Below are 26,922 nucleotides of genomic sequence, written 5' to 3'. Positions count from 1 at the left end.
TGCTCTAAGATTCACGTTGCGATGCGGCCCGCGTCACAGCCGCGTCCTCCATGACGTAGGTCGCATATCGATGGTCGCGGATCAGGGTTATCTTTTGGTCTCTCCATTCAAGCAGCATGAAGTAAGCAGGGGCAGCGGACGGCGCAGCCGAGACCAGCAATATTTCCCTGCCCTCCAGACAAGCCGGTTCGATCCAGACCCGCGGATAGTCCGCATAATAGGAAAAGAACCGGCCAACGTTCGCCGCACCGGAGACCTGCGGCCGTCGTGCCTGACGAAGCCGAACGTCCTCGGCAAGCAGGCTGCGCAGGGCCGTCCAATCCCTCGCGTTGAAGAGCGCTGCGAAATTCAGAACCTCGGCACTTGGGGGCAGCGGGACTTCGGACTCCGACTCGGAGATGGATCGCAATCCTGCCCGACCACGTGAGAGATGGGCTTTGACAGCGTCGATGCTCAGGCCCAATAGCGCGGCAATGTCTGCGATCGGCTCTCCCAGCACATCCTTGAGGATCACCGCGCTACGCTGCGGCACCGGCAATTTGGCAAAGTGAGCCAAGGCGATCTGCACGGTGTCCTGCCTTATCAGTGCATCCTCTGGATCAACAGCACTGACATCAGCCAGATCAAAGGCCGTCTCCAGCGGCTCCGACCGGCGGGTACTTCGCTGGCGCAGCGCATCGATGGCGCGATTGTGAACAATGCGAAACAGCCAGGGGCGCAGCGGCGTCTCGGACGAGATAGAACCGACCATCGCGAACGCACTGACCAACGCGTCCTGTATCACGTCCTCGCCGTCGATCACCGAGCCGACCAATCGGGCGGCATAGCGATGCAGTTCCGGGCGAACCGCATCCGCCTGCTTGGCCAGCGCCGCGTAGAGTGTGTTCTTCGCTTCTGCTTCGAGGGCAGCTTCATCCATCATTCGATGACCGTCACGCCCGTATCTCCACGCACGGCGTAGATCATAGCCTCTTCCAGCGCCGTCTTGCCGATCAGTTCGGCTACCGTATCGCCAAAGCCACGCGGTGTCATGTCCGGCCAGGTAGCGGCCTGTTCGGCGAATGAGCGGCCCGCCGCCGCCGCATAGCCGGAGATTCCGGCGTTGCCCACGCCGGTTCCTGCGAACATCTGCCGGGGAACAATGACCCGGAAACGCAGGCCCAGGCCGAGCTGGGTCGACAAGCCCTCAGCATATTTTGCGATGAACCACTGCGCCCGTTTTGCTCCTGCATAGCCTCCCGATAGCGGCGAGCCTTGCACCGCGGCTCCGCTGGAAACGAGAACGACCAGCCCGCCCGACGCCATCGGCAACGTCAGAGCGGCCTGGACCCAATGCAGGGCGGCCTTCACATCGACGTTCCAGTTGGTCGTGAACGCCTCCCAGCCAACACGGTCGATACGTTCCATGGGCGGTTCCGCGCCGGCGTTCATGATGACGACATCCGGTCGTGTCTCCGACATGATCCTCTTTGCGGCGTCGGCACTGGTCGCGTCAGCAGACACAGTCGTGACGGCGAGTTGCTCTCCCAGCGTTTGCAAAGTCGTCGCGTCGCGAGCCACGACGGTCACTTTAGCTGCGCGCGCTACAAACGCCTCGGCCATTCCGAAGCCCAACCCGCGGCTACCACCGACGACAACGATCCGTTTTCCATCCAAATCCATGTTCTTTTCCTCATTCGATCCAAACCGCGCAAAGGCAGTCGCTACAAGGACGTTCGAATGAGCTGAAAAGAGTCACTATTTTCGCGCTTAGCTGTGTCGCCAAACCTTTAACGCTGAGATCAGCAGGATTGCGGCCAGGGCCGGCAGAAGGAAGGCGTTTGGCACAATGCCAAGCAGGAGGCCGCCGGCAAAGGTGCCGATGATCGAGCCCGCGGCCATGACCAGCAGGAAGGTCTTGTTGCGGCCAAGGACCGAAAAGCTCTGATCGCGGCTGTAGCGGGTGAACCCGACCAACATGGTGGGCAGGCTTACGGCGAGGGAGAGGCTTCCGGCCAGTTTGATATCCGCCCCGAAAAGCAGGACCAGCGTCGGGATCAATAGCTCTCCGCCCGCCACACCGAGCAGGGATGCCACAATCCCGATGATGAAGCCCGCCACCACGCCTGCGATCATCTGGGCGACGCCCGTTAGAAGCGCCTGGCCGGCTGCCGCGTCGTGGCCAACGACCAGGACAACGGCGATCGCGACCAGCATGGCGGCAATCACCTTGTAGAGGGTTTCCGACTTCAGGCGGGTTGCCCAACCCGCGCCAAACCATGCGCCGAGCAGACTTCCAGCGAGCAGGTTGACGACGATCGGCCAGTTCCCGGCGATCGTGCTGAAAGGCACTGTCGCAGCACGGAACGGCAGCGCAGTGGCAACAACGACCAGGCTCATGGCCTTGTTGAGGATGACCGCCTCAAGAGCCGCAAAATTGAACAATCCGATCAGGAGAGGCAACCGGAATTCCGCTCCTCCAAGACCAATCAACCCACCGAGGGCACCGATAATTCCCCCGCCGGTAAAGGCCACGGGGAGATTTTGAGACTTGGGTGGCGAGGCGGGCAAATCCTGAGACATCGATATAGTCCGTTGAAGATATCGCTATTCCTAACTGACATGATCGAATTCACCAAGATAAGGCTGGATTGCAAAGTCGGCTTAGGACTACCAACTTCGGAAAGCGCCGATAGGTGCCCATCATTTGATGATGAGGTGATCGTGGCAACTCGTCAGCTCTGCACCCTTGACCGCAGCCAGCCTTGAAGCTTTTCGACCGCTTCGGACTTCCGATATCGCGGCTTCACCAGATAGAAGTGCGACCGCGTTTTGAGGGCGCCGTCGAAGACCTGCCTCAGCCTGCCCGCCTCGATGTCGGTCGAGACGAAAGCGCGGGTTGCCGTGGCGATGCCCTGTCCGGCGATGGCAGCTTCGATCGCGTGCGATGTCTGCGAGAAGCTGATGCCCCGAAACAGCGTGGCATCACCGCCGCCGAGGAAGCGATCGATATATTCGGGCCAGGAATTATGGGCATCGTGAAGCAGCGTGTAGTTCGAGAGTTCTTCCGCGTTCTCAGGCTCGGCTCCCTTCGCGACGAGGCTCGGATTGCAGATGGCGATGATCTCCTGCTCGAACTGCAGCTCGGCGGCGAGGCCGGGACCGAAGGGAGGGCTGCCATAGCGGACGGCGAGATCGACGCCGTCTGTCTGGAAGCTGGAAATGCGGTCTGTCGCCAGGATGTGGAGATCGAGATCGGGATGCCTCGAGGTGAAGTCCGGAAGACGCGGGATCAGCCATCTCGAGGCGAAGGTCGGCGTCGTGCTGACCACCAGTTTGACCGGCTGAGGCTTCAGGTTTGCCGTCGCGTTTGCGAGCAGTTCGAAGGCGCGCCTGACGTCGGCGACGTAGCTTCGCCCCTCGCCCGTCAGCGCCAATGACTTCGGCAGGCGCTCGAACAATGCCACCCCAAGTTCCGCCTCAAGCCCGCGCACGTGCTGGGCGACGGCTCCCTGGGTGACGCCGAGCTCTTCGGCCGCAAGCCGGAAGTTCAGATGACGCGCCGCCACGTCGAAGGCCTTGAGGCCGTTGAGGGATGGAAGATTGCCGATCAGCATGGACATTCGATAGTTTTTCTACTGGGACTTTTCACGAAAACTGGTTCGCTCGCGCTTTTAGCCCATGGTATTCCATGGATCAACGCCCGGCAACGGGTGCAAATCGAGTAGGGAGAGCGACGATGGCAGTAGAAAAGGTAGCGATCATCACGGCTGGCGGCAGTGGCATGGGTGCGGAAGCCGCGAGGCGGCTGGCGGCCGATGGCTTCAAGATCGCCATCCTGTCCTCGTCAGGCAAGGGCGAGGCGCTTGCCGCCGAATTGGGCGGCATCGGCGTCACCGGCTCGAACCAGTCCAACGACGACCTCAAGCGCCTGGTCGACGCCACGATGGAGAAATGGGGCCGGATCGACGTCCTCGTCAACAGCGCCGGCCACGGCCCGCGCGCGCCGATCACCGAGGTCACCGACGAACAGTGGCACGCGGGCATGGACATTTATTTCATGAACGTGGTCCGTCCCGTGCGGCTGGTCACGCCGATCATGCAGGCGCAAAAGTCGGGCGCAATCGTCAATATCTCCACCGCCTGGGTGTCCGAACCGTCGGCGATGTTCCCGACCTCGGCCGTCTTCCGGGCCGGGCTTGCCGCCTACACCAAGATTTATGCCGATACCTATGCGGGCGACGGCATCCGCATCAACAACGTGCTGCCAGGCTGGATCGACAGCCTGCCGGCGACGGAGGAGCGCCGCGACAGCGTGCCGATGAAGCGCTACGGCACCAGCGCCGAAGTGGCGGCGACAATTTCCTTCCTCGTTTCCGAAGGGGCGGGCTATATCACCGGCCAGAGCCTCAGGATCGACGGCGGCCTTACCCGGTCCGTCTGACAGGATCGCTCTGGCTGATGGGCGAATATGCCAGCCGGGTCCAGGAATGGGGAAGCGAGACGGTCGGCTGTGTTGCAAGGCAGGCGGATTTCCTCAAGACGTGGGAGACAGCGCGATGTGTCGACCGCCTGTTTTGAAGCACGTCTGGCGCGCGGCTTAGCCGCTCAGCCTTCAAGCCGAACATGATGCTCCAGCCATCCGACAGCGAAGCTGCAGATCGCGGCCGCGTCGACCAGCACCGACTGGGCGTCTCCCACCAGGCCCTGCGTACCCTGCCCGCTTGCCAGAAACGCCCGCACGATCACGCCGAAATAATCGTCGTCAAGGCCCGGCACGACCGGCTCGCTTGTGTCGAACTCTTCCAGCATGCGCCACACCACGCCGGCCGATGTGGCAAAGGGCGCCTCGTAGCGGCGCAGGCGCTTGTTTGGAATTCGCGCCAGGTGTTCGGCATGGTGGAGCAGGGTCATGGTGTCGAGCGGGGCTCCGGCCATCAGAACCTTGCCGCCTGCCGCCACCAGCCTGCCGAGCGGCGATGTCGCTCCATAGCCGTAATCGAGCGGGTGATCGGCGGTGAGCCAATCCGCGCGCGCGCCGATCGCCGCGACCGAGGCGCCCGGATTGCCGCTGCGCCTTGCCCCCGGTGTCGTTCGAATGAATTCGGCGAGAACGCCATTATCGCGGGCAGCGCGGGAAACAGCGGGATCGAAGGGCGCGATATGGGCGCGCCATTCCGGTGGGACGCAGCCATTTTCATCCAGCAACGCATCATAGGCACCGTTCCAGTCCGTGTAGGCGACGATCGTGCCGGCCGGCCCCACGGCATCGCGAAGCGCTTCGATCAGCACATCAGGCCCATTGAGCAGCCGCCCCACCCGCTTCATGGCGGCGTGGACCATGACCATGTCGCCGGCGCGAATGCCGAGACTGTCGAGATCCCTGGCAAGCGAGAGGCGGGTGTGAATGTGCGGAACGATCATCGGCAGACGATCATAGCGTCGCGTGCCGGAGTCAAGCGGTCGGCGACCGTGCTCCGATACTCACCTTCAGCCGACGATCGCGGCGGCGGGCCTCGCAGAGTTCATGCCACGTCCGTCAACGGGCTGGAGGCTACGCACACCTTATTCTGGTAGTCCCGTGTCACGTATAGTCGCGGGGCGTGTGTCACGCTGATTTCACGCGATTTCGATGGTGGATTTTACTAGATTTCTTCACGACTTCGCCGGCACGATTTGGCGGGACGCGTTGTCTTCTGGATCGCGTTCCGGACAGCGCCGGCGCCGAAGTGGCAAAGAGTTTTCGGGCCGATCAAGCAGGTCCCTCCAGGGTGGGCGGCGGTCGGTTGTTTTCATTTGGTCATGCTGCAGTGCAGGAGGCAGCTGAAGATGCAATTTCTGGTCCATTCAAAGACGATCGCCGAACTTGAGTATGACAGCGAGACCTGCGTCTTGCGGGTGCTCTACAAAGACGGACGAGTGAGCTCTGTTCCTGATGTCGCTCCCACGCTGGTGATGAAGATCGTCGCGCGGGTTCCCGTCGAAAAATCTCCTTACCTCATGCAGACCGCGATCTGAGACTTTCTGCGAAAGGCACAACCCGTCGGAATGGGCGGGTAGCGCCGTTCTGAAGGTCAAGCGAGTTGAGGCAGCGGAGACACGGCGCCCATCCGCAATGAGTCGCCACCCTGTTTGGAGAGTCGCCATCGCCCGCTTCTGCCTGCGCCGGCAGTTAGTAAAGTGTCCTTCGGTAGGCTTGTTCCAGGTCTTCGTCCATCTTTCGCATTTCATCCCCGTCCTTCGGCGCCCCTGTCGTCTCATCCAGAATGATCTTTATCAGCGAGGGCATCTCCGTGCGGTCCTGGAAATGGTCCGGGCTCCACAAGCGGGACCGTCTGAACGCCTTGGCGCAATGCATGAAAACTTCGCTGACGTTGACGATGATCGCGAGTTTCGGGAGACGATCGGCAACGCTCATGCTCGTCAGCAGTTGAGGATCATTGGTCAGGCTTGCCCGCCCGTTGACGCGCAACGTGTCGTCGAAACCGGGGATAAGAAACAATAGCCCGACGTTCGGGTTGGCGATGATATTGCTTAAGGTATCCAGACGATTGTTGCCGGGTCGATCCGGGATCGCCAGGGTGCGTTCGTCAAGAACCTTGACGAACCCCGGAGGGTCGCCGCGAGGACTGACGTCGGCCTTTCCCTCCGAACTCTGCGTGCCGATGCAGAAGAATGGCGAGCGCCGGATGAATTCCTGCGCGTGCTCGCCAAGCGAATTCTGACACTTCACGATTGCCAGAGCGTGGGTCGGCTCGAACAGCGCCCGAAGCGACTGCTCATCCGCAATGGCAAAATCTGGATTGAGTTGCAAACCCGTCATGATCCCCTCCCGAAATCCTCTCATCGCATGGCCGAGCTGCAGCTCCGCCTGCAAGCCATGGATATGATGTACGTACCTCAGAAGATATACATGAGTTGATATGCGGGATCAATGCTCCGGCGACAGAGTTACACTGCGGACTGGCGCAGCCGCGACGCCATTGCGCGTGCAATCTCCACAGGGGCTTCGTCAGGAATGGCGAAGACGGAGCTGACGTTGATCTCGCAGAGAACGTAGGTGTCGTTGCCTGCAGAGTCTGGTGGCCCGTAGAGGAAATCGGCGTCCCAGATGATCGGCAATGACGCTTCCTCGATCCCAAGCGTCGACATCATTTCCGGCGTCCACTCACTTTCCATCCTTGTCCTCAAGGTCTGGAACGGTTCTGCGGATGCCGGATGCATGATCCGTGGACCGGGTTGAAGTGGCTCGCGACCAGGTCCCGACGGCGGCGTCACCAGCGCCTTGACCAATTGTTGTCCGAAGCCCACGACCCTGCTTCCAGACAGGTAGCAGCGGATCATGCCCTCGGGCAGACGGGACTGAAACGGCTGATCGACGATGCAGCCACCCTCGGTGAAGTAGGCTTCGCAGCGGGAAACGAAGTCGGACAGGTCTATGGTTTCAGGAACGCTGCCTGATTTCGCTTCCAGCACACTGATCAAGGTCGCACCGCCGGCGGGCGCTCCCACGAGTTCGACCTTCCAAATACCTTGCCCGGCGTTGCCGCGGTTCCGCTTCAACACGCGTGGCCCGGCGACTAGGAAGGTTGGAACGAACGCCTGGCGGAAGCCTGCCGCGGTGCGATAGAGACGTGTGTCGACGCCCCAGCCGATATGCCTGGTCTCGTAGAGCATCTCCTTGACGCCCATCTTGAGGATCACGTCCGGATGCGCGCTAACAAATCGGCCGGCTTCTGCCACCTGTCGCAGAAGCGGATCGAGGATCTTTCTCGTCTTTCCGTCATCCAGCGGGTTCACCCAGACAAGCACGGCGTCGACTGCAAGGAGCTGTTCGAGGACCTCGTCGGCGAATTCTTCGTCGAAGACTGCGGGCTCCGGCGCAAGGCCGACTGCCGCAAGTTCTTCGAAGATCCGGTGGAAGCGGTTGTTCTGCGGCGTCGCCGCGCGCCGGGCGTCCCGGTCGCCGCGCCAGACGATCGCAATCCGTGGGGGCGCGTTCGTCATGGATGCACCCCGAATGTCAGGCCATAGGCCAGCCCGGCAAGCGCGCTCGCCGCCAGAACGGTCAAGAGCCCGACCTTGAAACGGAAAACCGCGATGACGGCAGCGAGCGTCAACACGAGCGACGGCAGGTTGACGGAACTGAGAACGGGAACGTCGAGCGAGATGCCGAAGCCGCTCACCTTCCGGACATCGGCGAATAGCACGTGCAGGGCGAACCATAAGGCAAGGTTGAGGATGATGCCCACGACCGCGGCCGTGATCGCCGAAAGCGCCGCCGAAAGCGCCTTGTTGCTGCGCAACGATTCCATGAACGGCGCTCCGAGCAGGATCCAGAGAAAGCAGGGGACGAAGGTGACCCAGGTCGTCAGCAATCCTCCGAGGGTTCCGGCAAGCAGTGGCGACAGTCCGCCAGGCGCGCGGTAGGCGCCCATGAAACCGACGAACTGCGTGACCATGATCAGCGGTCCCGGAGTCGTCTCTGCGAGTCCCAGGCCGTCCAGCATCTCGCCCGGCTTCAGCCAGCCGTAGTGATTGACCGCTTCCTGGGCGACGTAGGACAGAACCGCATAGGCGCCGCCGAAGGTCACCATCGCCATCTTCGAGAAGAATATCGCAATGTCGGAAAAGACATTGTGGGAGCCGAGGAGCGCGAACAGGAGAATAATCGGTCCCCACCACGCGATCGCGCCGACAATTGCGACCTTCAGCAGCCAGGCGGCGTTCGGACGCGTGTGTGCGGGCACGCCTTCGCCAAGGAGGCTGTCGGCGTCGGCGACCTGTTTGTCGCCGATCTTTCCATGGCCTCCGTTCGTCGAGAACGCCGCCCAACCCATTTTGCCACCGATGAAGCCGATCAGCCCCGCCACGACTACCACCAGCGGAAAGGGCGCCTGAAAGAGCCACAAGGCGACAAAGGCGGCGGCCGCCAGGCCGATCATGACCTTGTTCTTCAGCGATCTGCTGCCGATCCGAAGAACGGCGCCGAGAACAATTGCGAGAACCGCGGCCTTCAGCCCGAAGAACAGCGCCTGAACTGCTCCAACATTGCCGAAGATCGCGTAGATCCAGCTTAAGCCCATGATCGCGACGGCGCCGGGCAGCACGAACAGCGTCCCTGCGACAAGACCGCCCTTGGTCTTGTGCAGCAGCCAGCCGATGTAGATTGCCAGCTGCTGCGCCTCCGGCCCGGGCAGGAGCGTGCAGTAATTGAGGGCATGGAGGAAGCGGTTCTCGCCGATCCAGCGCTTTTCCTCGACGATGATCCTGTGCATCATGGCGATCTGGCCGGCGGGTCCTCCGAAGCTGAGCGCGGCCACGCGCGCCCAGACCTTCACGGCTTCCGCAAACGGCAGTTCATGGTTGTCCGCTCCAGGGGCGCCGGCTTCTTCATTGACCACGGTCGTCATTTTACTGCCCCGCCTTTGCGTTCGGCCAATTGTGCGTCTCTCCAGTCGCATCCCGGCACCAGCGATAGAAAGCGTCGTATAGCGTCAGGCCTGCGTCCAACTGCTCGAGGTCGTCGTTGAACATACGGGACAGACCAAGCGACGCTGCGAGCAGACCCGCCACTTCCGGAGCAAGTTCCGGCCGCGCGGTGTCCGCACCCCGGACGATCGTCGCCAGATGCAGCAGAGGGGGCGAGCTCAGGCCTAGTTCATCGATCATCACGTCGAAGGTGCAGAGTTCGCCACGGTGAGACCAGAACACCTCCTCTATGTCGAACGGCGTCGCGCCGAAGCGGTCGCCGACCAGCAAAACCTCCGATGCGGGCACGAACAGGAAGACCGCGGACGGATCCACGAAACGGCGGATGAGCCATGGGCAGGCGATCCTGTCGATCTTCGGGCGGGAGCGGGTCACCCAGACGGTGCGGCCGTGTGCATCGCGCGGTGGAAGCTTGTCTTCCGGAACCAGAAGGCCTTCGGCCTGCCGCCAGGCCTCGAAGCCACCTTCCAGAACTTCGGCGTGAATTCCTGCGTACCTGAGGTGGGCGGCGATGCCTTGACTGAGCTTGCGTCCCTGCTGGCATACGACGACGGCGGGTCCGGCAAGCGACGGCCCCCATTCCCCTACCTTGCGGTAATCCCGCCGGATCGAGCCGGGCAGCAGTCTGGGATCGGCGGCGAAGTCCTCGTCAGTGCGGACGTCTATCAGCGTCTGGGCGTCTGATGTACCGACGATCCGATTCAGCTTCTCAGGTGTGATTTCAAGAAATGACGGCATGGCGCGTCCTCCGTTGGTGCGGGTTCAAGGACGCGATTCTTCGGCCGTAGCCTCGTGGGGCGATCGCTGCCCCATGACCTGAAACTCTCAAAGTAGGATCGCGCTGTCAAGCGGCTTCAGTTTTCAATCCGCTGCTCGGCGACGACGCTCGCCACGACCTCGTCGGCGCCGTTCGGATAGATTGGAAGGTCAAGCGTTAGCGCTTCCTTCACGCCCTCGCGCTCGATCGCAAAAAACTTTCGCACCCGCCCTTGTCCCTTTTGCTCTCCAGAAGGCCGCGCTGCTTCCGTCGACGCGAAACTGCTTTCGAATGCGGCCGCGTCGGTCCCGGCGAATGCCATGGTGCAACTCTCGACGGTCTTTGGACCGACCGCCCCACGTGCGACCACCACCGCCTCGAAAGGAGAAGCGCCGTCCGAATTCACGAGCCAGCCTTTGAAGGTCGCTGGTTCCCCGAGCGGCTGAATGCCCATCGTCATGTCCTCCGCCAGATCCGGCCAGCCGCTTTCCCTAGCGAGTGCGACCGTCTGGTCGTAGCGCGGCCCGTGTTCGAGGCACCGCTCGGCGAAACGCTGGAACGGCGACTTCGTCTCCTCGCACTGGGCCACGCCTGTCAATGCCAGCAGCGCTGCCGTCGCGCCAATCATGGCCATTTTTGTTCGACCCATCATTTGCCCTCATGTAAACGCCAGCCAGTTCGCTATCTCGAGCGCAGCGACTGCAACCAGCACCAGCCCCGCGAGTGCACCCGTCGCACGGGATACGGAACCCAGCAGCTGCGGCCGCGTCCTCATCAGATAGGCGATACGGTCGCGGAAAACCACCGTCAGAAGGGCGACCACGGAGAGCGTCAGCCCGACGCCTATCATCATGGTGAAGGCGAACAGCAGGCCGGTGACGACGACCTGATGGATCATGGCGAAGGTCATCACGAACAGGGTGAGCGGGCACGGCACCAGCCCGGCCGCGAACCCCATCAACAGCCCTTCGCCCTCCGCATGGGCGTGATCGTGCCGGAACAGAGCCGACGCCAGCATCCAGAGGCCGATGACGCCTAGCAAGGCGCGGCTGACGACTTCGAGGGTCGGAGACGATCCGGCGTCGACGAAGGAATGCGACACCAGCGGCAGGGCGAGAAGCGCGATGAGGACTGCCATCGTCACGTGCGTGAAGGAAAGCGCCAGCGATACAAGCAGCGCCCGGTGCGCCCTGGTGGAGGATCCGGCAAGGTAGGTGGCAAGAACGGACTTGCTGTGGCCGGGCGTCATTGCATGGACGGCGCCGAAAACGATGCCCATCGGCAGGAAGGCGAGGAACGAGGCCCAGCCGCCGCCCGCAGCAAATTCCTTTATGTGGCCGGCGAAGGCGAGGTAGATGTCCCGCTGGACGTCGACGATCTGCTGGAACATCACGCAAGCCCCGTCGTCGCTGCTGCAAGCACGATATATCGCCCTATTTTGGCGATGGCCACCAGCAGGACGAATGTCGGCAGAGGTTCGCGCATGATGCCCGCCACGACGGTTATCGGATCGCCGACGATCGGCAGCCAGCTTGCGAGCAGCGACCACTTCCCGAAGCGGCGATACCAGCCTTGTGCACGGTCGAGCGCTGTCGGGCCGATCGGAAACCATCGCTTTTCCCTGAAGCGTTCGATGCCGCGGCCGAGCAGCCAATTCGCCAGCGCGCCGAGCACGTTGCCGAGGCTCGCGACGGCGAGGAGCCAGAAGGTGGAAAACTTCTCGGATAGGAGAAGGCCGACAAGAACGGCTTCAGACTGCATCGGCATGATGGTCGCCGCCCCGAGCGCCGCGGCGAACAGTCCGAGATAGGCCAGCAGGTCGGCCATGCCGTCAAAGATACTTCGTGATCGTCTTGAACTCGTCGATGGACTGCCGCTTGTCGCGCGGCAGGGCGCCGACCGTCTCTTCGAGGCAGTGATCGAGATGATCCTGGATCAGCGTCCGTTTGGCGTTGATGATCGCCTTCTCCACCGCGGAGAGCTGCTGGGCGATGTCGAGACAGGGCTTGCCTGCCTCGATCATCGTGATGACGCTCTTCAGATGACCCTCGGCCCGCTTCAGGCGCTTGACGATCTCCGGATGGGTGGCGTGGGTGTGAGGTTCGCTCATCGTGTCCATGTTCTCGATCCTTCCGAGGAGAAGGGCGCTCGACCTTACGCCGGGGACCGCCTCCGGGACAAGTCAGTGATGATGGCCTTCCGGCTCTTCCATTCGAAACGGAAGGTCGTCGACGTCGATGCCTGCCATCAGCTTCAGCACCGCGTCGAACGCATGAGGCTCGGCCGGAGCGACGTTGCTGATCAAAGCGTGATGATCGGCCGGCGAAGGGAGCAGCGGCAGCCGCTCAACGAGACCGTCGCGGGCGATCTCAACGACGGCCTCAAGTCCCCTAGCATGTTTCGAAATGGAGAGCCGCATGCGTTCACCCTCGGGCGTGTCGACAATCTCCAGCAATCCGGTCGCCAATCGGGAACTCACCGTGAACGCAGCGGGTGCGTGGTGATGCCCGTGGCCGCGAGCGCTGGTGGGCGCTACGGCGGCTGCCTCGGCGATCTGGATGGTCGCCGTACCAAGCGCCGGAAGATGTGCGTGAAGCTCATTGCGAAGCGTGGCCACGATGACGTTGGCATCCGCGACGGGCTTGTCGCCGCTGACCGAGATCGTAACGTCGGCATGGAGCCGGTGACCGATCCAGCGTGCCTTCACGTCCGTCAGACCACCGATGCCCTCGACATGCTCTGCGGCATGACGAATCTCGTCGGTGATGCCAGGCTCGACGCCGTCGAGGCTGCGGGTGATGACGGCGCGCGCCGACTGCCAGACGATGCCGAAGATCGCGATGGTGATCAACAGGCCGATGATCGGATCGGCGAGCGGAAAGCCGAGCCAGACCCCGACGGCGCCGGCGACGACCGCCAGGCTCGTCAAACCATCGGTGCGGGCGTGGTAGCCGTCGGCAATCAGCGCGGCGCTGTTCATCTGCCTGCCGACACCGATGCGGAACACCGCCACGGCCTCGTTGCCGATGAAGCCGACGACGCCGGCGACGGCGACCGCCAGAAGTTGGGTGATCGGCTGCGGGTTCATCAGGCGGTCGATTGCCTCATAGCCGGCGACGATGGCGCTGAAGAGAATGATCAGAACGATCAGCATGCCGGCAAGGTCCTCGACCCGGCCGAGGCCATAGTTGAAGGTTTTCGTCGGCTTCCGTCTGACCAGCGTGAAGGCGATCCACAAAGGAATTGCCGTGGCGGCATCACCGATATTGTGGATGGTGTCGGCCAGCAGTGCCACGCTTCCCGAAGAGAAGACGACGACAAGCTGCAGCGCCGCGGTGATCGCCAGAATGACGAACGACCACTTGATCGCCCAGATGCCGCGCTCGGACGAGGCGATGCTGGGATCGACGACGCCGTGCGTGTGCCCGTGGCCTCCGGCATCTCCGTGGGAGTGGCCGTGCGAGCCGTGACTGTGGCCATGGGATTGACCGCCTTGGCCGAAACCGAACCATTCCCTGATGCTGGCGAACATTGCAGACCCTTGACTGGTGAAGGCGCATACCTATCCCCCCGGTAGGGATGCGTCAAGTTGGTTTCTTGTATGCGGATGCGAACAAGGTTATCGATTGCGGGATGATTCATCGCCGGAACAACAGCTTGAGCATGCTCACCGCCCTCGCGGCGGCGGTCGCCGTGCTGCTGTATTCGTTCGTTGCGTTGGGATCGCATGATCCAGGACTGCACAGGGCGTCGAACGTCATCGCGGCCGGCGACCATAGTCATGCGGACGGCGGACACTCGCACGACGACTTCGACGTCGAGCCAGAGGCAGAGGCCACCGACGCCCCCGATCATCATCATGCCGATCATACCCACGAGAAGGCCGGCCTGCTCGGCTCGACCGGATCGAGCCTGCGGTCTCTAACCGCGGTTTCCTATTCGGACCGTTTGCGCTCCCTTTCGTCCGGACCTCCCTACGGCATAGAGCGGCCGCCGCGTCCGTGACCTCGTTTTGATCGACGCCGCTCAGGCGGCTGTTTCAACGAATTCACGGAGCTTCCAATGAAGCAATCCTCTTCCGGAGGCGGAAGCCGCGCGCTCGTGCCCGGTTTCTCCGTCCTCCAACCGTTGCTTGCGCTGCTATCCGTCCTTGTGATGGCCGGTGCAGCGGCAGCCCACGCGGTCGCAGAAGGCGACAAGGGCTACATCCAGGAGATATCGGGGACCAATCTGATCCCGTTCGTCTACCTGGGCGCCAAACATATGGTGACCGGATACGACCACCTGCTGTTCCTGTTCGGCGTAATCTTCTTCCTCTACAGGCTGAAGCACATCGGCATCTATGTCAGCCTCTTCGCCGTCGGCCACTCGACGACGATGCTGCTCGGCGTCTACTACGGCTGGAACGTCAGCTCCTATCTGATCGACGCGATCATTGGCCTGTCGGTCGTCTACAAGGCACTCGACAATCTCGGGGCGTACCAACGATGGTTCGGCGTCCAGCCGAACACCAAGGTCGCCACCTTGATCTTCGGCTTCTTTCACGGCCTCGGTCTGGCGACCAAGATCCTCGAATACGACATCGCCGAGGACGGGCTGATACCGAACCTGCTCGCCTTCAATGTCGGCGTCGAGATCGGCCAGCTCATCGCCCTGACGGTCATCCTCATCGCCATGAGCTACTGGCGCAAGACGTCTAGTTTCCTGCGCCACGCCTATACAGCCAACGTCATCATGATGACCGCCGGATTCGTGCTGATCGGATATCAGCTCACCGGCTACTTCGTCGCATAATCACGAAAAGGAACCCAGACATGTTCAATTCACAGGCACCCGCTCCGGACGACCTTCCTTCGTCGAAGCAGCTCATCAAGTCGACCGTGATCGCGGCGGCGGCAGCGGCCGCCATTCTCGTCACCGTCGTGCTTCCATCGGAATACGCGATCGATCCGACCGGCGTTGGCTCGGCACTTGGGCTGACCGCGATGGGGGAGATCAAGACCCAGCTCGCCGAGGAAGCAGAGATGGATCGCGTGAAGTCTACCGGGGCAATGCCGGCGAGCCCACAGCAGGGATCCTCGCTGATCGACCGCATCATTCGTGAGTTCGGCATCTCACAGGCCCACGCCCAGGAGATGCGAAAGGATGAGATGTCGTTGACCCTGCAGCCCGGCGAAGGTGCCGAGATCAAATTGACGATGATCAAGGGCGCAAAGGCCAATTATGCCTGGAGCGCGAACGGCGGCAAGGTGAACTTCGATACCCATGGCGACGGCGGCGGCGAGAACATCAGCTACGAGAAGGGCCGCGGCGCTGCCGATGATTCGGGCGTTATCGAAGCCGCTTTCGATGGCAATCACGGCTGGTTCTGGCGCAATCGCACCAGCGAACCGGTCACGGTTACGTTGACCACGGATGGTGCCTACACTGAAATCAAGCGCATGATGTAATCTGCCGAGCCGCGTCTTCGGGCGCGGCCCATTTCTCTATTGCTGAACAATCCCATGCTTCCCGTGCAACTGGTAAAGGCAGGTTGAAAGCGTTGGATCGTGGAGGCCACGCGTCAGAAGCTGCCCGCCGCAGGCAGATCCCGAGAGCCAGGAATAAGGTCGGGCAAAGCCCGGCGTAACGTCCGACGTCCGGAACAGTTCCTCTATCTTGTCTTCGACGACGACATCCCGGTATCGGCGATCGCCGACGCCCAGGGCCGGCGCTTCCTGCGTCGTGAAGGTGTAGTCCTTTCGGGTGAGAGGCGGAACTGCCGAACCCTCAGGCGGGTTTGAAAGCAGGTCGCTCGGCTGGTTTTCACCCCGAAAACCGCTGTCTCCTGTTAAGCCGGGCGGCCGCCTCGGCTTAACAGGTCGACGGTCCTCTTGATCGATGTTGCAGATCCTTCAAGAAGGACGACAGCTCAGCTGCTTCGCCGATGCTTGCAGCGCCCGCGCCCGGTTTGCAGATCGATCACGGCCTCGAGGCTATTTCCAAGGATTTATGCCAATATTCTCTTTTCCGTTCAACACGCTAACAGACTTCGGGCCCGTATCATTCCAGGTTTTACATACCGCCTTGCCCGCGTCCCTTCCCCCCTTCCAGGTACGGCAGAACGTGTTGCCAGAAATGCGCCACACGCCGTCAATCGAGATTACATCTCCGGAATCGAGTTTAACCTGACCGTGTGCGGTGCCGTCCTTGAGTAGAGAAAGCTCCCCACTATAGCCCTCTTTTGGCCCGCCCAGCGCAATCACCTTGCCGTCTGAAAGCAGAGCCTGAAGCTCTTTCCCTATCATCGCGGTAGCAGCAACAGCTTGCGTTCCGAGAAACATCACAGATAGTCCAGTCAGTATAGTTCTATGCATTGTCCGATTTTCTCCATCTCCCTCAAGCACAGTTTCTATCCGACGCATGTGAACTACAAGTCATCTCTTGTAATTAGCTACCACCAGCCTTGCGCGATAAAGCGAAGTCGCACGACAATTTGATAGTTTTCAGCAGATATCTTGGGAAAATTAATTCATAGATTATTGTTTTATTGAAAACTTATGATTTGTGTTCGAAATGGTTTTTGCAGCGCAATTCATTCGCCAGCCCAGAAAACACCCCCTTTCCTGATCCCGCTCCAGCGGGGTTTTTCTTCTCTGAACTCAGCAAGCGTTGCGCAAGTACAGATCAATCCAAGCATTGGTGCGGAAGCGCACAGGAACCTTTTCGACCAATCGTTGTTTTGACATCAGGATCGTACAGGTGGCCCCAATCCCGGGGCCGTCCGCCATCCCTTCCTTCCTGTACGATCCGTCCTTTCCGGATTGCCCCGTTTCGGCGGGGCTCCTTTTTTGCTCCGCGGCGAGCAACGCGCAACCAACCGGTTCCGCCGAGAAATAAACCTCGGCGAGAGTTTGACGGGAAGACGCGCCGGCCAGGCCGGAGAATGTATCCCGGCTTCTCAGGAAAACTTTCAGCGGGTTGGCGCGTTAATATCGCACGCTCAAACCGACGGGGACCGCTGATGACCAAAGGATATCGATTTGATCTGCTCGCCAAAGGCGGTTATGCCGCGCGCGGCGCCGTCTTTCTCCTTGTGGCCGGGCTTGCTCTCTTCTCCGGCCTGGCCGGTGGCCGGCCGGAGACGAAATCCGCGCTTTCGGCACTGCTTGGGCAGCCTCTCGGTCGCGTTTGGGTTGGATTGATCGGGCTCGGCCTTCTCGGATTTGTCGCCTGGAGGTTGGCGCAGTCTCTAGCCGATAGCGACGGCCATGGCGGCAAGGCAAGAGGATTGGCGATCCGATCCGCACTCTTCGGCAGCGCCATCACCTATCTCGGGCTTGCCGGATATGCACTCGGCAAGGCTCTTTTCATGGGCGGCGGCAGCGGAAATTCCGGTGAAAAGGATCTGGCAGGATGGATCATGTCGCAGCCCTTCGGCTCCTACCTTGCGATCGCCGTCGGCGTTGGCTTCGTCATCGGCGGCTTCGTGACGGCCGCCAAGGGCATCACCAGGAAGTTCGAGCGCCACCTTCGGATACCTGATCAAAAGGGTATTGTGGCATTGGTATGCATCTACGGTCTTGTCGCCCGCGGCGTCGTGTTCGCGATTACCGGGGTCCTTTTCGCCTATGCGGGTTTCAGGGTGGATCCTGGACAAGCCGGCAGCATGGGCGACGCCTTGGAATGGCTCCGCCAGCTTCCGCTGGGATCCTTTCTGTACGTCGCCGTCGCCGCTGGATTGGCGGCTTTCGGAATTTATAATCTTGTTGAGGCAAGGTACCGCATCGTTCGGAGTCCTTCGCTGGCGGACGCTAAGCGTTCGATCTCGATGGCGGGTTCTTGACATCACTTTTCCTGTGCCAAGTGCCCTTATGCGGGGGTCGAGCCGGCAGATGGAACTTCAATGTCGATAAGCAGCCCTTCGTCCGACCAGGTTTTCTCCAGACGTCCTTTAAGCTGCTTTTCAACCATTGCGCCGACGATCACCGTACCAAAACCTCGCTTGGCCAATTTGGGTGGAGTGGGGGCGCCTACCTCCTGCCACCGGATGTTAAAGCCGGCCCCTGATGGTCCGGGCTTCCAACTGATCGAAAGCCTGCCCTGCGCATTGGCAAGCGCACCGTGATGGGCTGCGTTGACAGCGAGCTCATGGAGCACGAGCGCAAGGGGCTGGACGACCGGTGCCGGCATTTTGACATCCGGCCCGCTGAAAAAGGCGCGGGTGGCCGCGAACGGCGCCACCTGTTGGCGAATGAGTTCCTCAAGAGAAATGCTCGTCCATCTTCGTGCAGCAAGCAAGCTATGCGCACGGGCGAGCGCCTGCACGCGGTGTTGAATGGCGGCGGCGTAAAGCGCGGGGTCTTCGGCGTTGCTCAGGCGGACGATGCTGTCGACGATCGCCAAGACATTCTTCGATCGGTGGTCGACCTCCATGAGCAGGCGATGTTCGGAAGCCTCCAGTGCCTCAATCCGCCGGTACTCCGTCATGTCTATTTGAGACCCGAAGAAATACAGGATCCTTCCGTCATCTCCGTGGACGGGACTGAGATGCAAGCGGTTCCAGAACTGCTCTCCGCTTTTCTTGTAATTGAGAATCTCGACGCTGATCTCGCGCTCTTCGACGATAGCGGCACGAATCTCGGCAACGGCCGTCGGAGAGGTAGCAGGACCTTGCAGAAAACGACAGTTGCGGCCTAGTATCTCATGGGCCTCGTAACCTGTCAGTTCAAGGAATGCCTTGTTGGCGAGCACGATCGGCAGATCGGGCTTACGCGCGTCGGTAACGACCATCGGCATCCTGGTGCGTTCAAATGCGATCGCTGCCAACTCTTTCCGATCGGCAGAAGCTGCTTTTGAAGATGCGGAGGGCAAATCCCCGTGGAGTTTTTCTTTGGTATGGGCTGTCATGCTTGTACGCTCACAAAGTCGTCGACTGATAACGTAGCGCGTGTATCTTTGTTTCCGAGACAGTTGCGTGGCTTAAGCGATCGCTGCTCCCGAGACTTGCCGGACAACGTGTCACGGCTGCGGCCTTTGCCAACGCCATGCCGTCCGGTATAAATCAGGATGAGGCCTTTCAGCCTTGCAGGCCCTGAAAGGATCTGACGCAGCACATGATCATGAAACTCTTTTCCAGTTCCAGCCGCTCCCGGGAGCGCTTTCTCGAAGCGATCCTCCAAAGCGCGATCGAGTATGCGATCATCTCCATGGATCTCGATGGCCTGGTGACCACGTGGAATGAGGGCGCGCGCCGGATTCTCGGATGGGATGCGGATGAAATTGTCGGCCAGCCGGCAGCGGTCATTTTCACCGAGGAAGACAGGCAGGCCGGGATTCTCCAGCGGGAAACGACTGCCGCTTTGACCGAAGGTCATGGCAATGATGAGCGCTGGCACGTTCGCAAGGACGGCTCGTTGTTCTGGGCGTCCGGTCAGATGATGGCGTTGACGTCGGACGACGGCGAAGTCGAGGGTTTCGTGAAGATTCTGAGAGATCGCACCGAGCAGAGAGAGAATGAGGAACGACAGCGCATCCTGATGCACGAACTCTCTCACCGCATGAAAAACACGCTGGCCGTCGTTCAGGCCATCACCAGCCAATCCTTCCGAAATGCCAGCTCTCTGGAGGATGCGGAGCATTCGATCACGGCACGCATCAATGCTTATTCAAAGGCGCACGACATTTTGCTTCAGCAGAACTGGCTGGGCACGAGCATGGCGACAATCGTCGAGGCGACCGCGATCAATCTCGGACTTGAGACGTCAGGACGTTTCAAGGCGAGCGGTCCTGCGGTTGAATTGGGTCCACAGGCGGCCCTTTGCTTCTCCCTGGTGCTGCACGAACTCGTCACCAACGCCAGCAAGTATGGTGCGCTGTCGGTAGATACAGGGAGGATCGAAATCGAATGGTCCGTACGCGACGGGGCGGGCGACCAACGCCTGAACTTCACTTGGCAGGAGGTTGGAGGCCCGGCGGTGGAAGCGCCGAGCAAGAAGGGGTTCGGCACACGCCTCGTCAGCTCCAGCCTGTCCGCCTTTGGAGAGGTCGCACTTGATTATGCGCCGACAGGGCTCATCCTCAGGCTGGATGCGCCGCTCCAGAAGCTGCAGTATAAAAACTATTCCGACGCTGAGGAATAATTTGCTTACGAAACTAGGCCGTTGTCACGACGCTGCTGCTTTATGAGCTTGTTGCTTGATGGCGCCTAAGTGTATCTGACCAAATTCGCCCCGCAATCCTGCAATATCACCGCCTGCTCGCGCAGTTACCGCTCCTTTCGGCCGTCTGATTGCACCTATCAGCCATATTCCGGCGGCCGACGGCTCTGCGAAAAGTGATGTGGCGCGGCGGATTCGGCACGGCAAGTGACCAATGCCCCGCGAGGGGATTATGCGGTGAGTCCGTATGTGGGGCGCGCGACGAAGAACTCTGCCAATGTGGCGGAAGCGCAGGTGGCCGCACTTGTCGTTCGATTCCCATCAACTGCACCAAGGGTACCCGCGTTGCAGGTGGTCCCGGCGCTGCCGCCCCCTGACGCGGGGACCGGTCGATTTCAATCACTCCCGTATCAACCGATAGAGCCCCGTATTTTGCCGCGTTTGTGATGAGCTGTGCAGCATGAGAGAGAACGCTAACGTCGCCGTTCAAACATGCCCGCAGGCATTCCGTGTAGCGGAGGAACTATATCTTATCGGTGGCGTTTACCGGGACACTCAAAATCCTGGGAGGATAACATCATGAAAACACTGGTCATCTCTGCGGCAGCGCTGTTTCTGTCACTCGGAGGCGCGGCGGTCGCGCAGACGACGACGGTCGTCGTTCCTGGCGAGGTCAGGACCTATGTCGAAAAACAGGAAACGCCATCCGTCACCTTTGAAGGTGACGTCGCAGTCGGTACGGCATTTCCTGACACGGTCGAGATCCACACGATCCCCGATCAACCTGATTACGGTTATGTAGTCGTCAACAAAAAGCGTGTGCTCGTCAATCCGAAGACCCGCACAGTGATTGAGGTCATCAAATAAATTGAAAGCATCGCGGGCCTGCTTCCAAGGCCCGCGATTCCTCTATCATTCCTCCTCCGTCCGCATCAGGTGCCGTTCGCTCGGGGCGCGAGGGCTGAATTCAGCTTGGCATCCACCGCAGCCAGCCGCATCAGACGACGTCGTAATCGCGGGGTCTCCTTTGGGCGTTCGAGACACGAAGGAGCAATTTGATCGTCGAATTTCGACCTCCGCATTCGCGGCTGACCTTCACGGTTTGCTGTGGTCGTCCCGAGACGAAGACAGTGTTGTATTCCGCGCAGACCCTTCTGGAGTACAAGCCGAACCACGAAATACGGGTCGCTTCGTAAAATCACCCCAATGGTCGCGAGTGACAGACAGGTTCTCCGAGCTTGTCGGAATTCCCAAAACGCATATTTTTGGATGGCGTCGATTGCACTTCCGATCGCGTATCGGGGGAGCTGCGGATTTGCGGCCAGCGAACGCCTGACGACTTCCAGAGCACTTTTGCCCATTCGCAGGTGATCGGAAGACATGCTGCCTGGATGCTTTCGATATCCCACCGGCCGTTCGGGAACGACTTCGATGAAGTAGCGTACGGCGGACTTTGGTCCGACGTAGACCCTCTACTTTCGTAGAAGAGAGTAGATATGTCAGCCGCAGGTTGGTGAAAAACTGGAAGCGTTCGGGCCTGGCGTCAAGATCTGGTCCTCGGACACTTCGTTCATGCGGATCGCGGACAGGGAGCGTGCGCGATCTCAGTGAGGCATCCGGATCTCGGACCTTAGTTAGTGCCCGTCCACAAACGGTAAACCACTGAAATTATTGGAGGAATAGCGATATTGCGACGGGCAAAGCCCGGCGGTTTCAGGTATACTTTAGATCAAGCCATTGATTCTAAAGACAAACCCGCAACCGCCGGAGCCGACAATGCGCCAAGAACGCACCGTCCAAGCCAATATATTCGATCTTTTCGCCGAACACGAGATCGGCCGCGAGCTGAAAGCCATGTCGCAATGGCTGGATGAGCATCGTGATCTGCTCGGGCTGGTAGCGCAGGACCTGCGCCGCCACGGCGTCAAGGAGACCGGCCGCGAGGGCCTGCCGGCGGAGGCCGTGCTGCGTTGCGCCCTGCTCAAACAACACCGTCAGTTGAGTTATGAGGAGTTGGCCTTTCATCTGGAAGATTCCGCCTCGTTCCGGGCCTTTGCCCGGCTGCCGTGGGGGTGGAACCCGAAGAAGTCGGTCTTGCACAAGACGATCAGCGCGATCCGGGCCGGGACCTTTGAAGCGATCAATCGCGTGCTGTTGACGAGCGCCCGGCAGGACAAGGTGGAACGCGGCAAGGTCGTGCGCATCGACAGCACCGTCACTTCGGCGCTGATGCACGAACCGAGCGACAGTAGTCTTTTGTGGGACTGCGTGCGGGTGATGGTGCGGCTGTTGCAGCAGGCGGCTTCCTTGGGCAGCGCCATCTCATGGCACGATCACTGCCGCGCGGCGAAGAAGCGATCCCGGGCGATCCAATTTACCCGCGGTCGTCCGAAACGAGTTCAGCACTATCGCGCGCTGCTCAGGATCACGCGCACCACCTTGAGCTATCTCGAACAGGCGGCGGCGCAACTGCCCTTGGCGGCGGGCCCGGCGGTCGAACTCTGGCAGGCCCAACTCCGCCACTATAAGCCGCTGATCGAACGGATCATCGCCCAGACCGAGCGGCGGGTCCTGGCCGGCGAGGCGGTGCCGGCTGGCGACAAGCTGGTCAGTTTGTTCGAGCCGCATGCCGACATCATCGTCAAAGGCAGCCGCGACGTCGAGTATGGCCATAAGATCAATTTGACCACCGGCACAAGCGGGCTGATCCTCGACCTCGTCGTCGAAACCGGCAACCCGGCCGACAGCGAGCGCTTGCTGCCGATGCTGGAACGCCACATCGGCATCTGGGGCGAGGCGCCGCGTCAGGCGGCGGCCGACGGCGGCTATGCCAGCCGCGATAATTTGAGCCGAGCCAAAGCCTGGGGCATCTGCGACATGGCCTTCCACAAGAAGTGCGGCCTCAGGATCGAAGACATGGTCAAGAGCCGCTGGGTCTATCGCAAGCTGCGCAACTTCCGCGCCGGCATCGAGGCCGGCATCTCCTGCCTCAAACGCGCCTACGGCTTGGGGCGCTGCACCTGGCGTGGGCTCGACCACTTCAAGGCTTATGTCTGGTCCTCGGTGGTCGCATACAATCTCGCCCTCTTCGCCCGCCTCAGGCCGACCTGACATCCCATGTCGCCAGCCAAAACCGGACCGGCGTGACGCCGGCAGTTGCCAATGCGCGCATGTCCACCAGAAATCCTGGCCGCCGCAATTAGCACCCATGAGCCACACCGCATGGCTTCAAAGCGGCCACCAAGCGGAACCCAAGTGCGCTGCAAGCTCAAGAAAACCAGCGTTTATGGACGGAAACTAGTTTAGGGATGCTTGAGACTGAAGTCCTACACGGGGAACCGCTTGTAGCGAGGAGTGTTTTCGTTGGCGACGCCAGAAAGCGCCGCGCCGATTTTGTAGCCGCCCTGGAGACGAAACATGCGTCTGCTCATCGTCGAAGACGAACCGGGAATCGCTCTGGTGATCGAGGACGTCGCGATCGACGCCGGATTCGAAATCACTGGCATCGCGGGAAACATGTCAGAGGCTCTGGAGCTCGGCTCCGAAGCAGACATCGCCATCATCGACGTCCGGCTTGGGGATGGACTCACCGGGCCGTCCATTGCCCGCGCCCTCTTTTCCGGGTTCGGACTTGGTGTGGTGTATTTCACCCTGAACCCCGGCCTTGTCGAAAATCCGGAGGGCCGAGCTGTCGTCACCAAACCGGCGAGCCCCGAAAGAATAGTGGACGCGTTGTCTATGGCAGCCAAGAACGCAAGAACGCATCGCGTCGCGAGCGGGCCCACCTTCCACTGAACGCTTGAGGCGCGGTTGATCGGTTTCCTCGACCCGAACCCAATGCTGCCGACACTATTCCTATTGTCGATCAGGAGATGCACCTGCCCACTCCGCAATCGTATGAAGCGGCTGTGCTCGAATTTTTCAACGAAGGGTACCCTCGGGAAACTCCCCACAACGCCCAACATGGATCGACAGCGCTTCACCAGGGAGGTTCTGACTGGATACAGCAACATCGCTAAAACCTCCCTGGTGTCCTCTCAACAAGGATGAGGAAAATTTAAGCGAGATAGCGCCGAAGGGAAGACGGACCTAAGTCGGACTAGCGCTCCAGGACCTGCTTCTCATGGTAGGCTTGAAGTAATTGAAGCTCCGTGGATGGACGGAACAGGAGCACTGATATGAAGTTCGGTTCCGACAAAGCCAGCCATGAAGAGTGCTGCTCCCAAGGCCATAGTTCAGCCTCGACCATCGCGACAATCGACGCGGCCCTTTCCGGTGATCACGAGATCAGATATCTGAACCGGCATACCATGTCGTTTCGCCGAGGCCACGAACCACTCACAGTGGAACCCGCGGGCGGCAAAATCACGATATTGCACTGGCCTAACTAAAAGTGTTCAGTCGCTCCTATAGCGTCTCTCTGGACGTTTTCCACCCGCTTGCCATGTCTCTATCGAATAGCCAGCCGATGGACCGCGGATGGCTTTTCTTCAGCCCGAGGAGACGGAGCGTGCAGCTTGACGCCATTAAGATAGCGATTGTGGACGACCACCCTCTTTTTCGAGAAGGAGTGAGCCGCAGTCTGTCCGAAATCAAGGATTTCGTCGTTGTCGGAGAAGGGGCAAGCGCCGATGACGCGGCCGCGCTGGCGGCGTCGCATAGGCCTGACGTCCTTCTGCTCGATGTGTCCATGCCCGGAGGAGGAATCGACGCGATTCCCGATATCCTGGCACGAAGCCCACAGACAAAGGTCCTGATGCTGACCGCCTCGGAGGAAGTCGAACCCCTTGTCGCGGCGCTGCGGCGAGGTGCAGCGGGATACGTCGTCAAGGGTGTCGGATCACGCGAACTTGCAGAGGCCATTCGAACAGTCGTTGGAGGCTCGTGGTTCGTCTCGCCTTTCATGCGGGCCAAGATGGTCGAGAAAAGTCTCTTCGTCGAACGGACTTCAATGACTCGCCGCGAACTCGAGGTGATAGAACTCGTGGCCGAAGGACTTTCCAACAAGCATATCGCGCGCCGCCTGGACCTGCAGGAGAAAACGATCAAGCATCACATGACCGAAATACTGTCCAAGCTTGGCGCCAGCAATCGAACGGAAGCAGCAATCAGATGGCGCCAGGGCGCCTAGTCTTCCGCCTACGGCAAGCATCGGAGGAGCGAAGTCCTCGTTTTCGCTGCCCCTCCTATTACCGGCCTTTTGCATTCCTAATCGTCACCTCGACCCGCACGAGATGCATCCCGCATCCATTGCGGCGTTGGAAGTCATCAGGGAGGTTCTGACTGGAGTTGGGCAACATGCTAAAACCTCCCTGACGTCCTTGCAAGAATTACGAGCCTGACGTCCTTGCATGGATCAGGAGAGTCTAAGCCGGATCGTGCCGAGGGAAAGGCGGACTTAAGTCCGGCTGGTGATGTCAGGGCCCGATGCTCATATGTTATGCGAGGTAATGTGAAGGTCCGTGGAGGGGCGGCACAGGAGGAGAATATGAAATTCGGCCCCGATAACTACAATCACGAAGAGCGCTGCTCGCAAGGCCATAGTTCGGCATCCACGATCGCCACAATCGAAGCAGCCCTTTCGGCCGATCCGGATATCGACAGCAGTGCCATCGAGATCAGGATGCTCGGCCCTGTCGTCCTGCTCGAAGGCTTTATAACCAAAGCTGTGGACCGCGACAAAGCCATCTCGCTTGCTGCGATGATCGTCGGCTGGGAGAACGTCCAGGACCGGATGCTCAGCCGCTTTCCCACGCAATAGCCAGGTGAATCCTGCGCTAGAGCCTTTCCGGGTTAGATTGCAGCATTCTGTTGGCTCAAACGGAGTCGGATGGTCGACCGGCCGGCGCGCGTCGTAGCCCGGCTCTACGGCCAAGCCGGCCGGTCGATCAGCCGGCCCGTTTCAGCCAACCCGAAGGGCCGGGCATCTTTGCGCCAGGATCAAAGGCGATCGGCTCGGACGTACCAAGGGGTATGCCCTTCGCCAATCGCCTTTGCCCTGACGAAAATCTGCTCCGGCAGAATGCTTCAATCTAACCCGGAAAGGCTCTAGGACCAAGGTCGGAGCGGCCCCGGCCTGAAGTCCGACGTCTGGAACACTTCCTCGATCTTGCGGTTTGTCTCCTCAGCGGAACCAACCGCATCCAAGGAGGAAAACAGATGAATATCAAAGTAGTAGGAATTGCCGCGGGCATCCTGTTGGCATCGACTTCTGCCTTTGCGCAGTCGTCCACAGTGACGGGCGCTGCAGGCGGTGCTGCAACGGGTGCCATTGTCGGCGGCCCGGTCGGTGCTGCTGTCGGCGGCATCGTCGGCGGCGTGGCAGGTAGCGTCATCGATCCGCCGCCGCCAAAGGTGGTGACCTATGTTCAGCAGGCTCCCGCCCCGACCACGCGCGTCGTGGTGAAGGAGAAGGTCGTCGTCGGGCAACCCCTGCCGGAGACCGTGGTCGTCACGCCAATTCCCGACGATCCGACATATGCATACGCGATCGTCAACGACCAGCGTGTGATCGTCGAACCTTCCTCCCGGAAGGTCATCCAGGTCATTCAGTGA

The 26,922-nt window shown here is 60.6% G+C and carries 29 protein-coding genes and 3 pseudogenes; 16 read left to right on the top strand and 16 right to left on the bottom strand.

Annotation, left to right across the window (positions count from 1 at the left end; genetic code table 11):
• Positions 1-4 precede the first annotated feature (4 nt).
• The 4 genes from BA011_RS01480 to BA011_RS01465 all read right to left on the bottom strand — a co-directional run bounded on the left by BA011_RS01480 (position 5) and on the right by BA011_RS01465 (position 3,602).
• Positions 5-922 carry an RNA polymerase sigma factor gene (locus BA011_RS01480; protein WP_065279176.1) on the bottom strand — a complete coding sequence of 306 codons (918 nt, stop codon included), beginning with the start codon at positions 920-922 and terminating at the stop codon, positions 5-7.
• A complete protein-coding gene (locus BA011_RS01475) occupies positions 919-1,662 on the bottom strand; it encodes an SDR family NAD(P)-dependent oxidoreductase (protein WP_065279175.1) in 744 nt (247 codons plus the stop codon). Before BA011_RS01475 ends, BA011_RS01480 begins: the two co-directional genes overlap by 4 nt.
• Positions 1,663-1,749: 87 nt before the next feature.
• Positions 1,750-2,562: a sulfite exporter TauE/SafE family protein gene (locus tag BA011_RS01470; RefSeq protein WP_151343371.1), complete on the bottom strand. Its 813-nt coding sequence runs from the start codon at positions 2,560-2,562 to the stop codon at positions 1,750-1,752.
• A gap of 152 nt (positions 2,563-2,714) precedes the next feature.
• Positions 2,715-3,602, bottom strand: a complete 888-nt coding sequence (locus BA011_RS01465; protein WP_065279174.1) for a LysR substrate-binding domain-containing protein — start codon at positions 3,600-3,602, stop codon at positions 2,715-2,717.
• Between the two features lie 116 nt (positions 3,603-3,718).
• On the opposite strand from BA011_RS01465, the gene BA011_RS01460 reads away from it, so the two are divergent.
• Positions 3,719-4,423 carry an SDR family oxidoreductase gene (locus tag BA011_RS01460; RefSeq protein WP_065279173.1) on the top strand — a complete coding sequence of 235 codons (705 nt, stop codon included), beginning with the start codon at positions 3,719-3,721 and terminating at the stop codon, positions 4,421-4,423.
• 8 nt (positions 4,424-4,431) lie between these two features.
• Positions 4,432-4,560, top strand: a pseudogene (locus BA011_RS44910) (kinase); the annotation flags it as partial.
• A 27-nt stretch (positions 4,561-4,587) separates the two neighbouring features.
• Here the strand turns inward: BA011_RS44910 and aac(3) are convergent.
• Positions 4,588-5,403 carry an aminoglycoside 3-N-acetyltransferase gene (gene aac(3), locus BA011_RS01455; RefSeq protein ID WP_065279172.1) on the bottom strand — a complete coding sequence of 272 codons (816 nt, stop codon included), beginning with the start codon at positions 5,401-5,403 and terminating at the stop codon, positions 4,588-4,590.
• A gap of 405 nt (positions 5,404-5,808) precedes the next feature.
• Here aac(3) and BA011_RS01450 point away from each other — a divergent pair, with 405 nt between their 5' ends.
• Positions 5,809-5,997: a hypothetical protein gene (locus BA011_RS01450; RefSeq protein ID WP_017959409.1), complete on the top strand. Its 189-nt coding sequence runs from the start codon at positions 5,809-5,811 to the stop codon at positions 5,995-5,997.
• Positions 5,998-6,151: 154 nt separating this feature from the next.
• Here the strand turns inward: BA011_RS01450 and BA011_RS01445 are convergent, their stop codons facing one another.
• From BA011_RS01445 to BA011_RS01405, 9 genes are all read right to left on the bottom strand, one after another.
• Positions 6,152-6,802 carry a pyridoxamine 5'-phosphate oxidase family protein gene (locus BA011_RS01445; RefSeq protein ID WP_065279171.1) on the bottom strand — a complete coding sequence of 217 codons (651 nt, stop codon included), beginning with the start codon at positions 6,800-6,802 and terminating at the stop codon, positions 6,152-6,154.
• Positions 6,803-6,930: 128 nt separating this feature from the next.
• Entirely contained in the window at positions 6,931-7,986 is a 1,056-nt protein-coding gene (locus BA011_RS01440; protein ID WP_065279170.1) for a Cj0069 family protein, read from the bottom strand.
• Entirely contained in the window at positions 7,983-9,392 is a 1,410-nt protein-coding gene (gene chrA / locus BA011_RS01435) for a chromate efflux transporter (RefSeq protein WP_065279169.1), read from the bottom strand. The genes BA011_RS01440 and chrA overlap by 4 nt, the downstream gene beginning before the upstream one ends.
• A 1-nt stretch (position 9,393) precedes the next feature.
• Positions 9,394-10,209, bottom strand: a complete 816-nt coding sequence (locus tag BA011_RS01430; RefSeq protein WP_065279168.1) for a chromate resistance protein ChrB domain-containing protein — start codon at positions 10,207-10,209, stop codon at positions 9,394-9,396.
• A 116-nt stretch (positions 10,210-10,325) separates the two neighbouring features.
• Complete coding sequence (locus BA011_RS01425) at positions 10,326-10,862, bottom strand: hypothetical protein (RefSeq protein WP_237352547.1); 537 nt, start codon at positions 10,860-10,862, stop codon at positions 10,326-10,328.
• Positions 10,863-10,886: 24 nt separating this feature from the next.
• A complete protein-coding gene (locus BA011_RS01420) occupies positions 10,887-11,618 on the bottom strand; it encodes an ABC transporter permease (protein ID WP_151343370.1) in 732 nt (243 codons plus the stop codon).
• Positions 11,618-12,055, bottom strand: coding sequence for a YqaA family protein (locus BA011_RS01415; RefSeq protein ID WP_065279165.1), 438 nt, complete (start codon positions 12,053-12,055; stop codon positions 11,618-11,620). Before BA011_RS01415 ends, BA011_RS01420 begins: the two co-directional genes overlap by 1 nt.
• Positions 12,056-12,059: 4 nt before the next feature.
• A complete protein-coding gene (locus BA011_RS01410) occupies positions 12,060-12,347 on the bottom strand; it encodes a metal-sensing transcriptional repressor (RefSeq protein WP_065279164.1) in 288 nt (95 codons plus the stop codon).
• 63 nt (positions 12,348-12,410) lie between these two features.
• A complete protein-coding gene (locus tag BA011_RS01405; protein ID WP_065279163.1) occupies positions 12,411-13,760 on the bottom strand; it encodes a cation diffusion facilitator family transporter in 1,350 nt (449 codons plus the stop codon).
• 125 nt (positions 13,761-13,885) lie between these two features.
• Here BA011_RS01405 and BA011_RS01400 point away from each other — a divergent pair, with 125 nt between their 5' ends.
• The 3 genes from BA011_RS01400 to BA011_RS01390 are packed head-to-tail and all read left to right on the top strand — an operon-like array spanning position 13,886 to position 15,678.
• A complete protein-coding gene (locus BA011_RS01400) occupies positions 13,886-14,233 on the top strand; it encodes a hypothetical protein (RefSeq protein WP_420493419.1) in 348 nt (115 codons plus the stop codon).
• Positions 14,234-14,290: 57 nt separating this feature from the next.
• Complete coding sequence (locus BA011_RS01395) at positions 14,291-15,022, top strand: HupE/UreJ family protein (RefSeq protein ID WP_151343369.1); 732 nt, start codon at positions 14,291-14,293, stop codon at positions 15,020-15,022.
• Positions 15,023-15,042: 20 nt separating this feature from the next.
• The gene (locus BA011_RS01390) at positions 15,043-15,678 is read left to right on the top strand and encodes a transmembrane anchor protein (RefSeq protein ID WP_065279162.1); all 636 of its coding nucleotides are present in this window, start codon (positions 15,043-15,045) and stop codon (positions 15,676-15,678) included.
• Between the two features lie 525 nt (positions 15,679-16,203).
• Here the strand turns inward: BA011_RS01390 and BA011_RS01385 are convergent.
• Positions 16,204-16,584: a hypothetical protein gene (locus BA011_RS01385; RefSeq protein ID WP_065279161.1), complete on the bottom strand. Its 381-nt coding sequence runs from the start codon at positions 16,582-16,584 to the stop codon at positions 16,204-16,206.
• Between the two features lie 647 nt (positions 16,585-17,231).
• Here BA011_RS01385 and BA011_RS01375 point away from each other — a divergent pair.
• Positions 17,232-18,053 carry a DUF1206 domain-containing protein gene (locus BA011_RS01375; protein ID WP_065282364.1) on the top strand — a complete coding sequence of 274 codons (822 nt, stop codon included), beginning with the start codon at positions 17,232-17,234 and terminating at the stop codon, positions 18,051-18,053.
• Positions 18,054-18,079: 26 nt separating this feature from the next.
• Here BA011_RS01375 and BA011_RS01370 read toward each other — a convergent pair whose 3' ends face one another.
• Positions 18,080-19,117 (bottom strand): PAS domain-containing protein, encoded by a 1,038-nt coding sequence (locus BA011_RS01370; protein ID WP_065279159.1) that lies wholly within the window; start codon positions 19,115-19,117, stop codon positions 18,080-18,082.
• Between the two features lie 206 nt (positions 19,118-19,323).
• Between BA011_RS01370 and BA011_RS01365 the strand changes: the two genes are divergently transcribed.
• The 9 genes and pseudogenes from BA011_RS01365 (at position 19,324) to BA011_RS01335 (ending at position 26,922) form a co-directional block, all read left to right on the top strand.
• On the top strand, positions 19,324-20,349 hold the full coding sequence (locus BA011_RS01365) for a sensor histidine kinase (protein WP_065279158.1): 1,026 nt from the start codon (positions 19,324-19,326) through the stop codon (positions 20,347-20,349).
• Between the two features lie 90 nt (positions 20,350-20,439).
• Positions 20,440-20,547: pseudogene (locus tag BA011_RS40960) on the top strand (BA14K family protein); the annotation flags it as partial.
• A gap of 399 nt (positions 20,548-20,946) precedes the next feature.
• Entirely contained in the window at positions 20,947-21,234 is a 288-nt protein-coding gene (locus BA011_RS01360; protein ID WP_027668898.1) for a DUF1236 domain-containing protein, read from the top strand.
• 909 nt (positions 21,235-22,143) lie between these two features.
• Positions 22,144-23,478 carry an ISNCY family transposase gene (locus BA011_RS01355; protein WP_065279157.1) on the top strand — a complete coding sequence of 445 codons (1,335 nt, stop codon included), beginning with the start codon at positions 22,144-22,146 and terminating at the stop codon, positions 23,476-23,478.
• Positions 23,479-23,784: 306 nt separating this feature from the next.
• Positions 23,785-24,162: a response regulator gene (locus BA011_RS01350; RefSeq protein WP_065279156.1), complete on the top strand. Its 378-nt coding sequence runs from the start codon at positions 23,785-23,787 to the stop codon at positions 24,160-24,162.
• A gap of 383 nt (positions 24,163-24,545) precedes the next feature.
• A pseudogene (locus tag BA011_RS44900) lies at positions 24,546-24,656 on the top strand (transport-associated protein); the annotation flags it as partial.
• Between the two features lie 179 nt (positions 24,657-24,835).
• Positions 24,836-25,498: a response regulator gene (locus tag BA011_RS01345; RefSeq protein WP_065279155.1), complete on the top strand. Its 663-nt coding sequence runs from the start codon at positions 24,836-24,838 to the stop codon at positions 25,496-25,498.
• Positions 25,499-25,855: 357 nt separating this feature from the next.
• On the top strand, positions 25,856-26,128 hold the full coding sequence (locus BA011_RS01340; protein WP_017959395.1) for a BON domain-containing protein: 273 nt from the start codon (positions 25,856-25,858) through the stop codon (positions 26,126-26,128).
• A gap of 398 nt (positions 26,129-26,526) precedes the next feature.
• Positions 26,527-26,922, top strand: coding sequence for a DUF1236 domain-containing protein (locus BA011_RS01335; protein ID WP_065279154.1), 396 nt, complete (start codon positions 26,527-26,529; stop codon positions 26,920-26,922).

Source organism: Rhizobium leguminosarum (assembly GCF_001679785.1).
Lineage (GTDB): Bacteria > Pseudomonadota > Alphaproteobacteria > Rhizobiales > Rhizobiaceae > Rhizobium > Rhizobium leguminosarum_R.
The sequence above is the reverse complement of the archived record's forward strand: the minus strand, read 5'-3'. Positions and strand labels throughout refer to the sequence as shown.

Excerpts from the sequence above, each read along its gene's own strand:
- BA011_RS01480 (WP_065279176.1), bottom strand. The coding sequence starts at position 922 with ATGATGGATGAAGCTGCCCTCGAAGCAGAAGCGAAGAACACACTCTAC.
- BA011_RS01370 (WP_065279159.1), bottom strand. The coding sequence starts at position 19,117 with ATGACAGCCCATACCAAAGAAAAACTCCACGGGGATTTGCCCTCCGCA.
- BA011_RS01450 (WP_017959409.1), top strand. The coding sequence starts at position 5,809 with ATGCAATTTCTGGTCCATTCAAAGACGATCGCCGAACTTGAGTATGAC.
- BA011_RS01425 (WP_237352547.1), bottom strand. The coding sequence starts at position 10,862 with ATGGCCATGATTGGCGCGACGGCAGCGCTGCTGGCATTGACAGGCGTG.
- BA011_RS01350 (WP_065279156.1), top strand. The coding sequence starts at position 23,785 with ATGCGTCTGCTCATCGTCGAAGACGAACCGGGAATCGCTCTGGTGATC.
- BA011_RS01390 (WP_065279162.1), top strand. The coding sequence starts at position 15,043 with ATGTTCAATTCACAGGCACCCGCTCCGGACGACCTTCCTTCGTCGAAG.
- BA011_RS01410 (WP_065279164.1), bottom strand. The coding sequence starts at position 12,347 with ATGGACACGATGAGCGAACCTCACACCCACGCCACCCATCCGGAGATC.
- BA011_RS01445 (WP_065279171.1), bottom strand. The coding sequence starts at position 6,802 with ATGACGGGTTTGCAACTCAATCCAGATTTTGCCATTGCGGATGAGCAG.
- BA011_RS01365 (WP_065279158.1), top strand. The coding sequence starts at position 19,324 with ATGATCATGAAACTCTTTTCCAGTTCCAGCCGCTCCCGGGAGCGCTTT.
- BA011_RS01340 (WP_017959395.1), top strand. The coding sequence starts at position 25,856 with ATGAAATTCGGCCCCGATAACTACAATCACGAAGAGCGCTGCTCGCAA.
- BA011_RS01395 (WP_151343369.1), top strand. The coding sequence starts at position 14,291 with ATGAAGCAATCCTCTTCCGGAGGCGGAAGCCGCGCGCTCGTGCCCGGT.
- chrA (WP_065279169.1), bottom strand. The coding sequence starts at position 9,392 with ATGACGACCGTGGTCAATGAAGAAGCCGGCGCCCCTGGAGCGGACAAC.
- BA011_RS01360 (WP_027668898.1), top strand. The coding sequence starts at position 20,947 with ATGAAAACACTGGTCATCTCTGCGGCAGCGCTGTTTCTGTCACTCGGA.
- BA011_RS01385 (WP_065279161.1), bottom strand. The coding sequence starts at position 16,584 with ATGCATAGAACTATACTGACTGGACTATCTGTGATGTTTCTCGGAACG.
- BA011_RS01430 (WP_065279168.1), bottom strand. The coding sequence starts at position 10,209 with ATGCCGTCATTTCTTGAAATCACACCTGAGAAGCTGAATCGGATCGTC.
- BA011_RS01405 (WP_065279163.1), bottom strand. The coding sequence starts at position 13,760 with ATGTTCGCCAGCATCAGGGAATGGTTCGGTTTCGGCCAAGGCGGTCAA.
- BA011_RS01355 (WP_065279157.1), top strand. The coding sequence starts at position 22,144 with ATGCGCCAAGAACGCACCGTCCAAGCCAATATATTCGATCTTTTCGCC.
- BA011_RS01420 (WP_151343370.1), bottom strand. The coding sequence starts at position 11,618 with ATGTTCCAGCAGATCGTCGACGTCCAGCGGGACATCTACCTCGCCTTC.
- BA011_RS01470 (WP_151343371.1), bottom strand. The coding sequence starts at position 2,562 with ATGTCTCAGGATTTGCCCGCCTCGCCACCCAAGTCTCAAAATCTCCCC.
- BA011_RS01465 (WP_065279174.1), bottom strand. The coding sequence starts at position 3,602 with ATGTCCATGCTGATCGGCAATCTTCCATCCCTCAACGGCCTCAAGGCC.
- BA011_RS01440 (WP_065279170.1), bottom strand. The coding sequence starts at position 7,986 with ATGACGAACGCGCCCCCACGGATTGCGATCGTCTGGCGCGGCGACCGG.
- BA011_RS01345 (WP_065279155.1), top strand. The coding sequence starts at position 24,836 with ATGGACCGCGGATGGCTTTTCTTCAGCCCGAGGAGACGGAGCGTGCAG.
- BA011_RS01475 (WP_065279175.1), bottom strand. The coding sequence starts at position 1,662 with ATGGATTTGGATGGAAAACGGATCGTTGTCGTCGGTGGTAGCCGCGGG.
- BA011_RS01375 (WP_065282364.1), top strand. The coding sequence starts at position 17,232 with ATGACCAAAGGATATCGATTTGATCTGCTCGCCAAAGGCGGTTATGCC.
- BA011_RS01460 (WP_065279173.1), top strand. The coding sequence starts at position 3,719 with ATGGCAGTAGAAAAGGTAGCGATCATCACGGCTGGCGGCAGTGGCATG.
- BA011_RS01415 (WP_065279165.1), bottom strand. The coding sequence starts at position 12,055 with ATGGCCGACCTGCTGGCCTATCTCGGACTGTTCGCCGCGGCGCTCGGG.
- BA011_RS01335 (WP_065279154.1), top strand. The coding sequence starts at position 26,527 with ATGAATATCAAAGTAGTAGGAATTGCCGCGGGCATCCTGTTGGCATCG.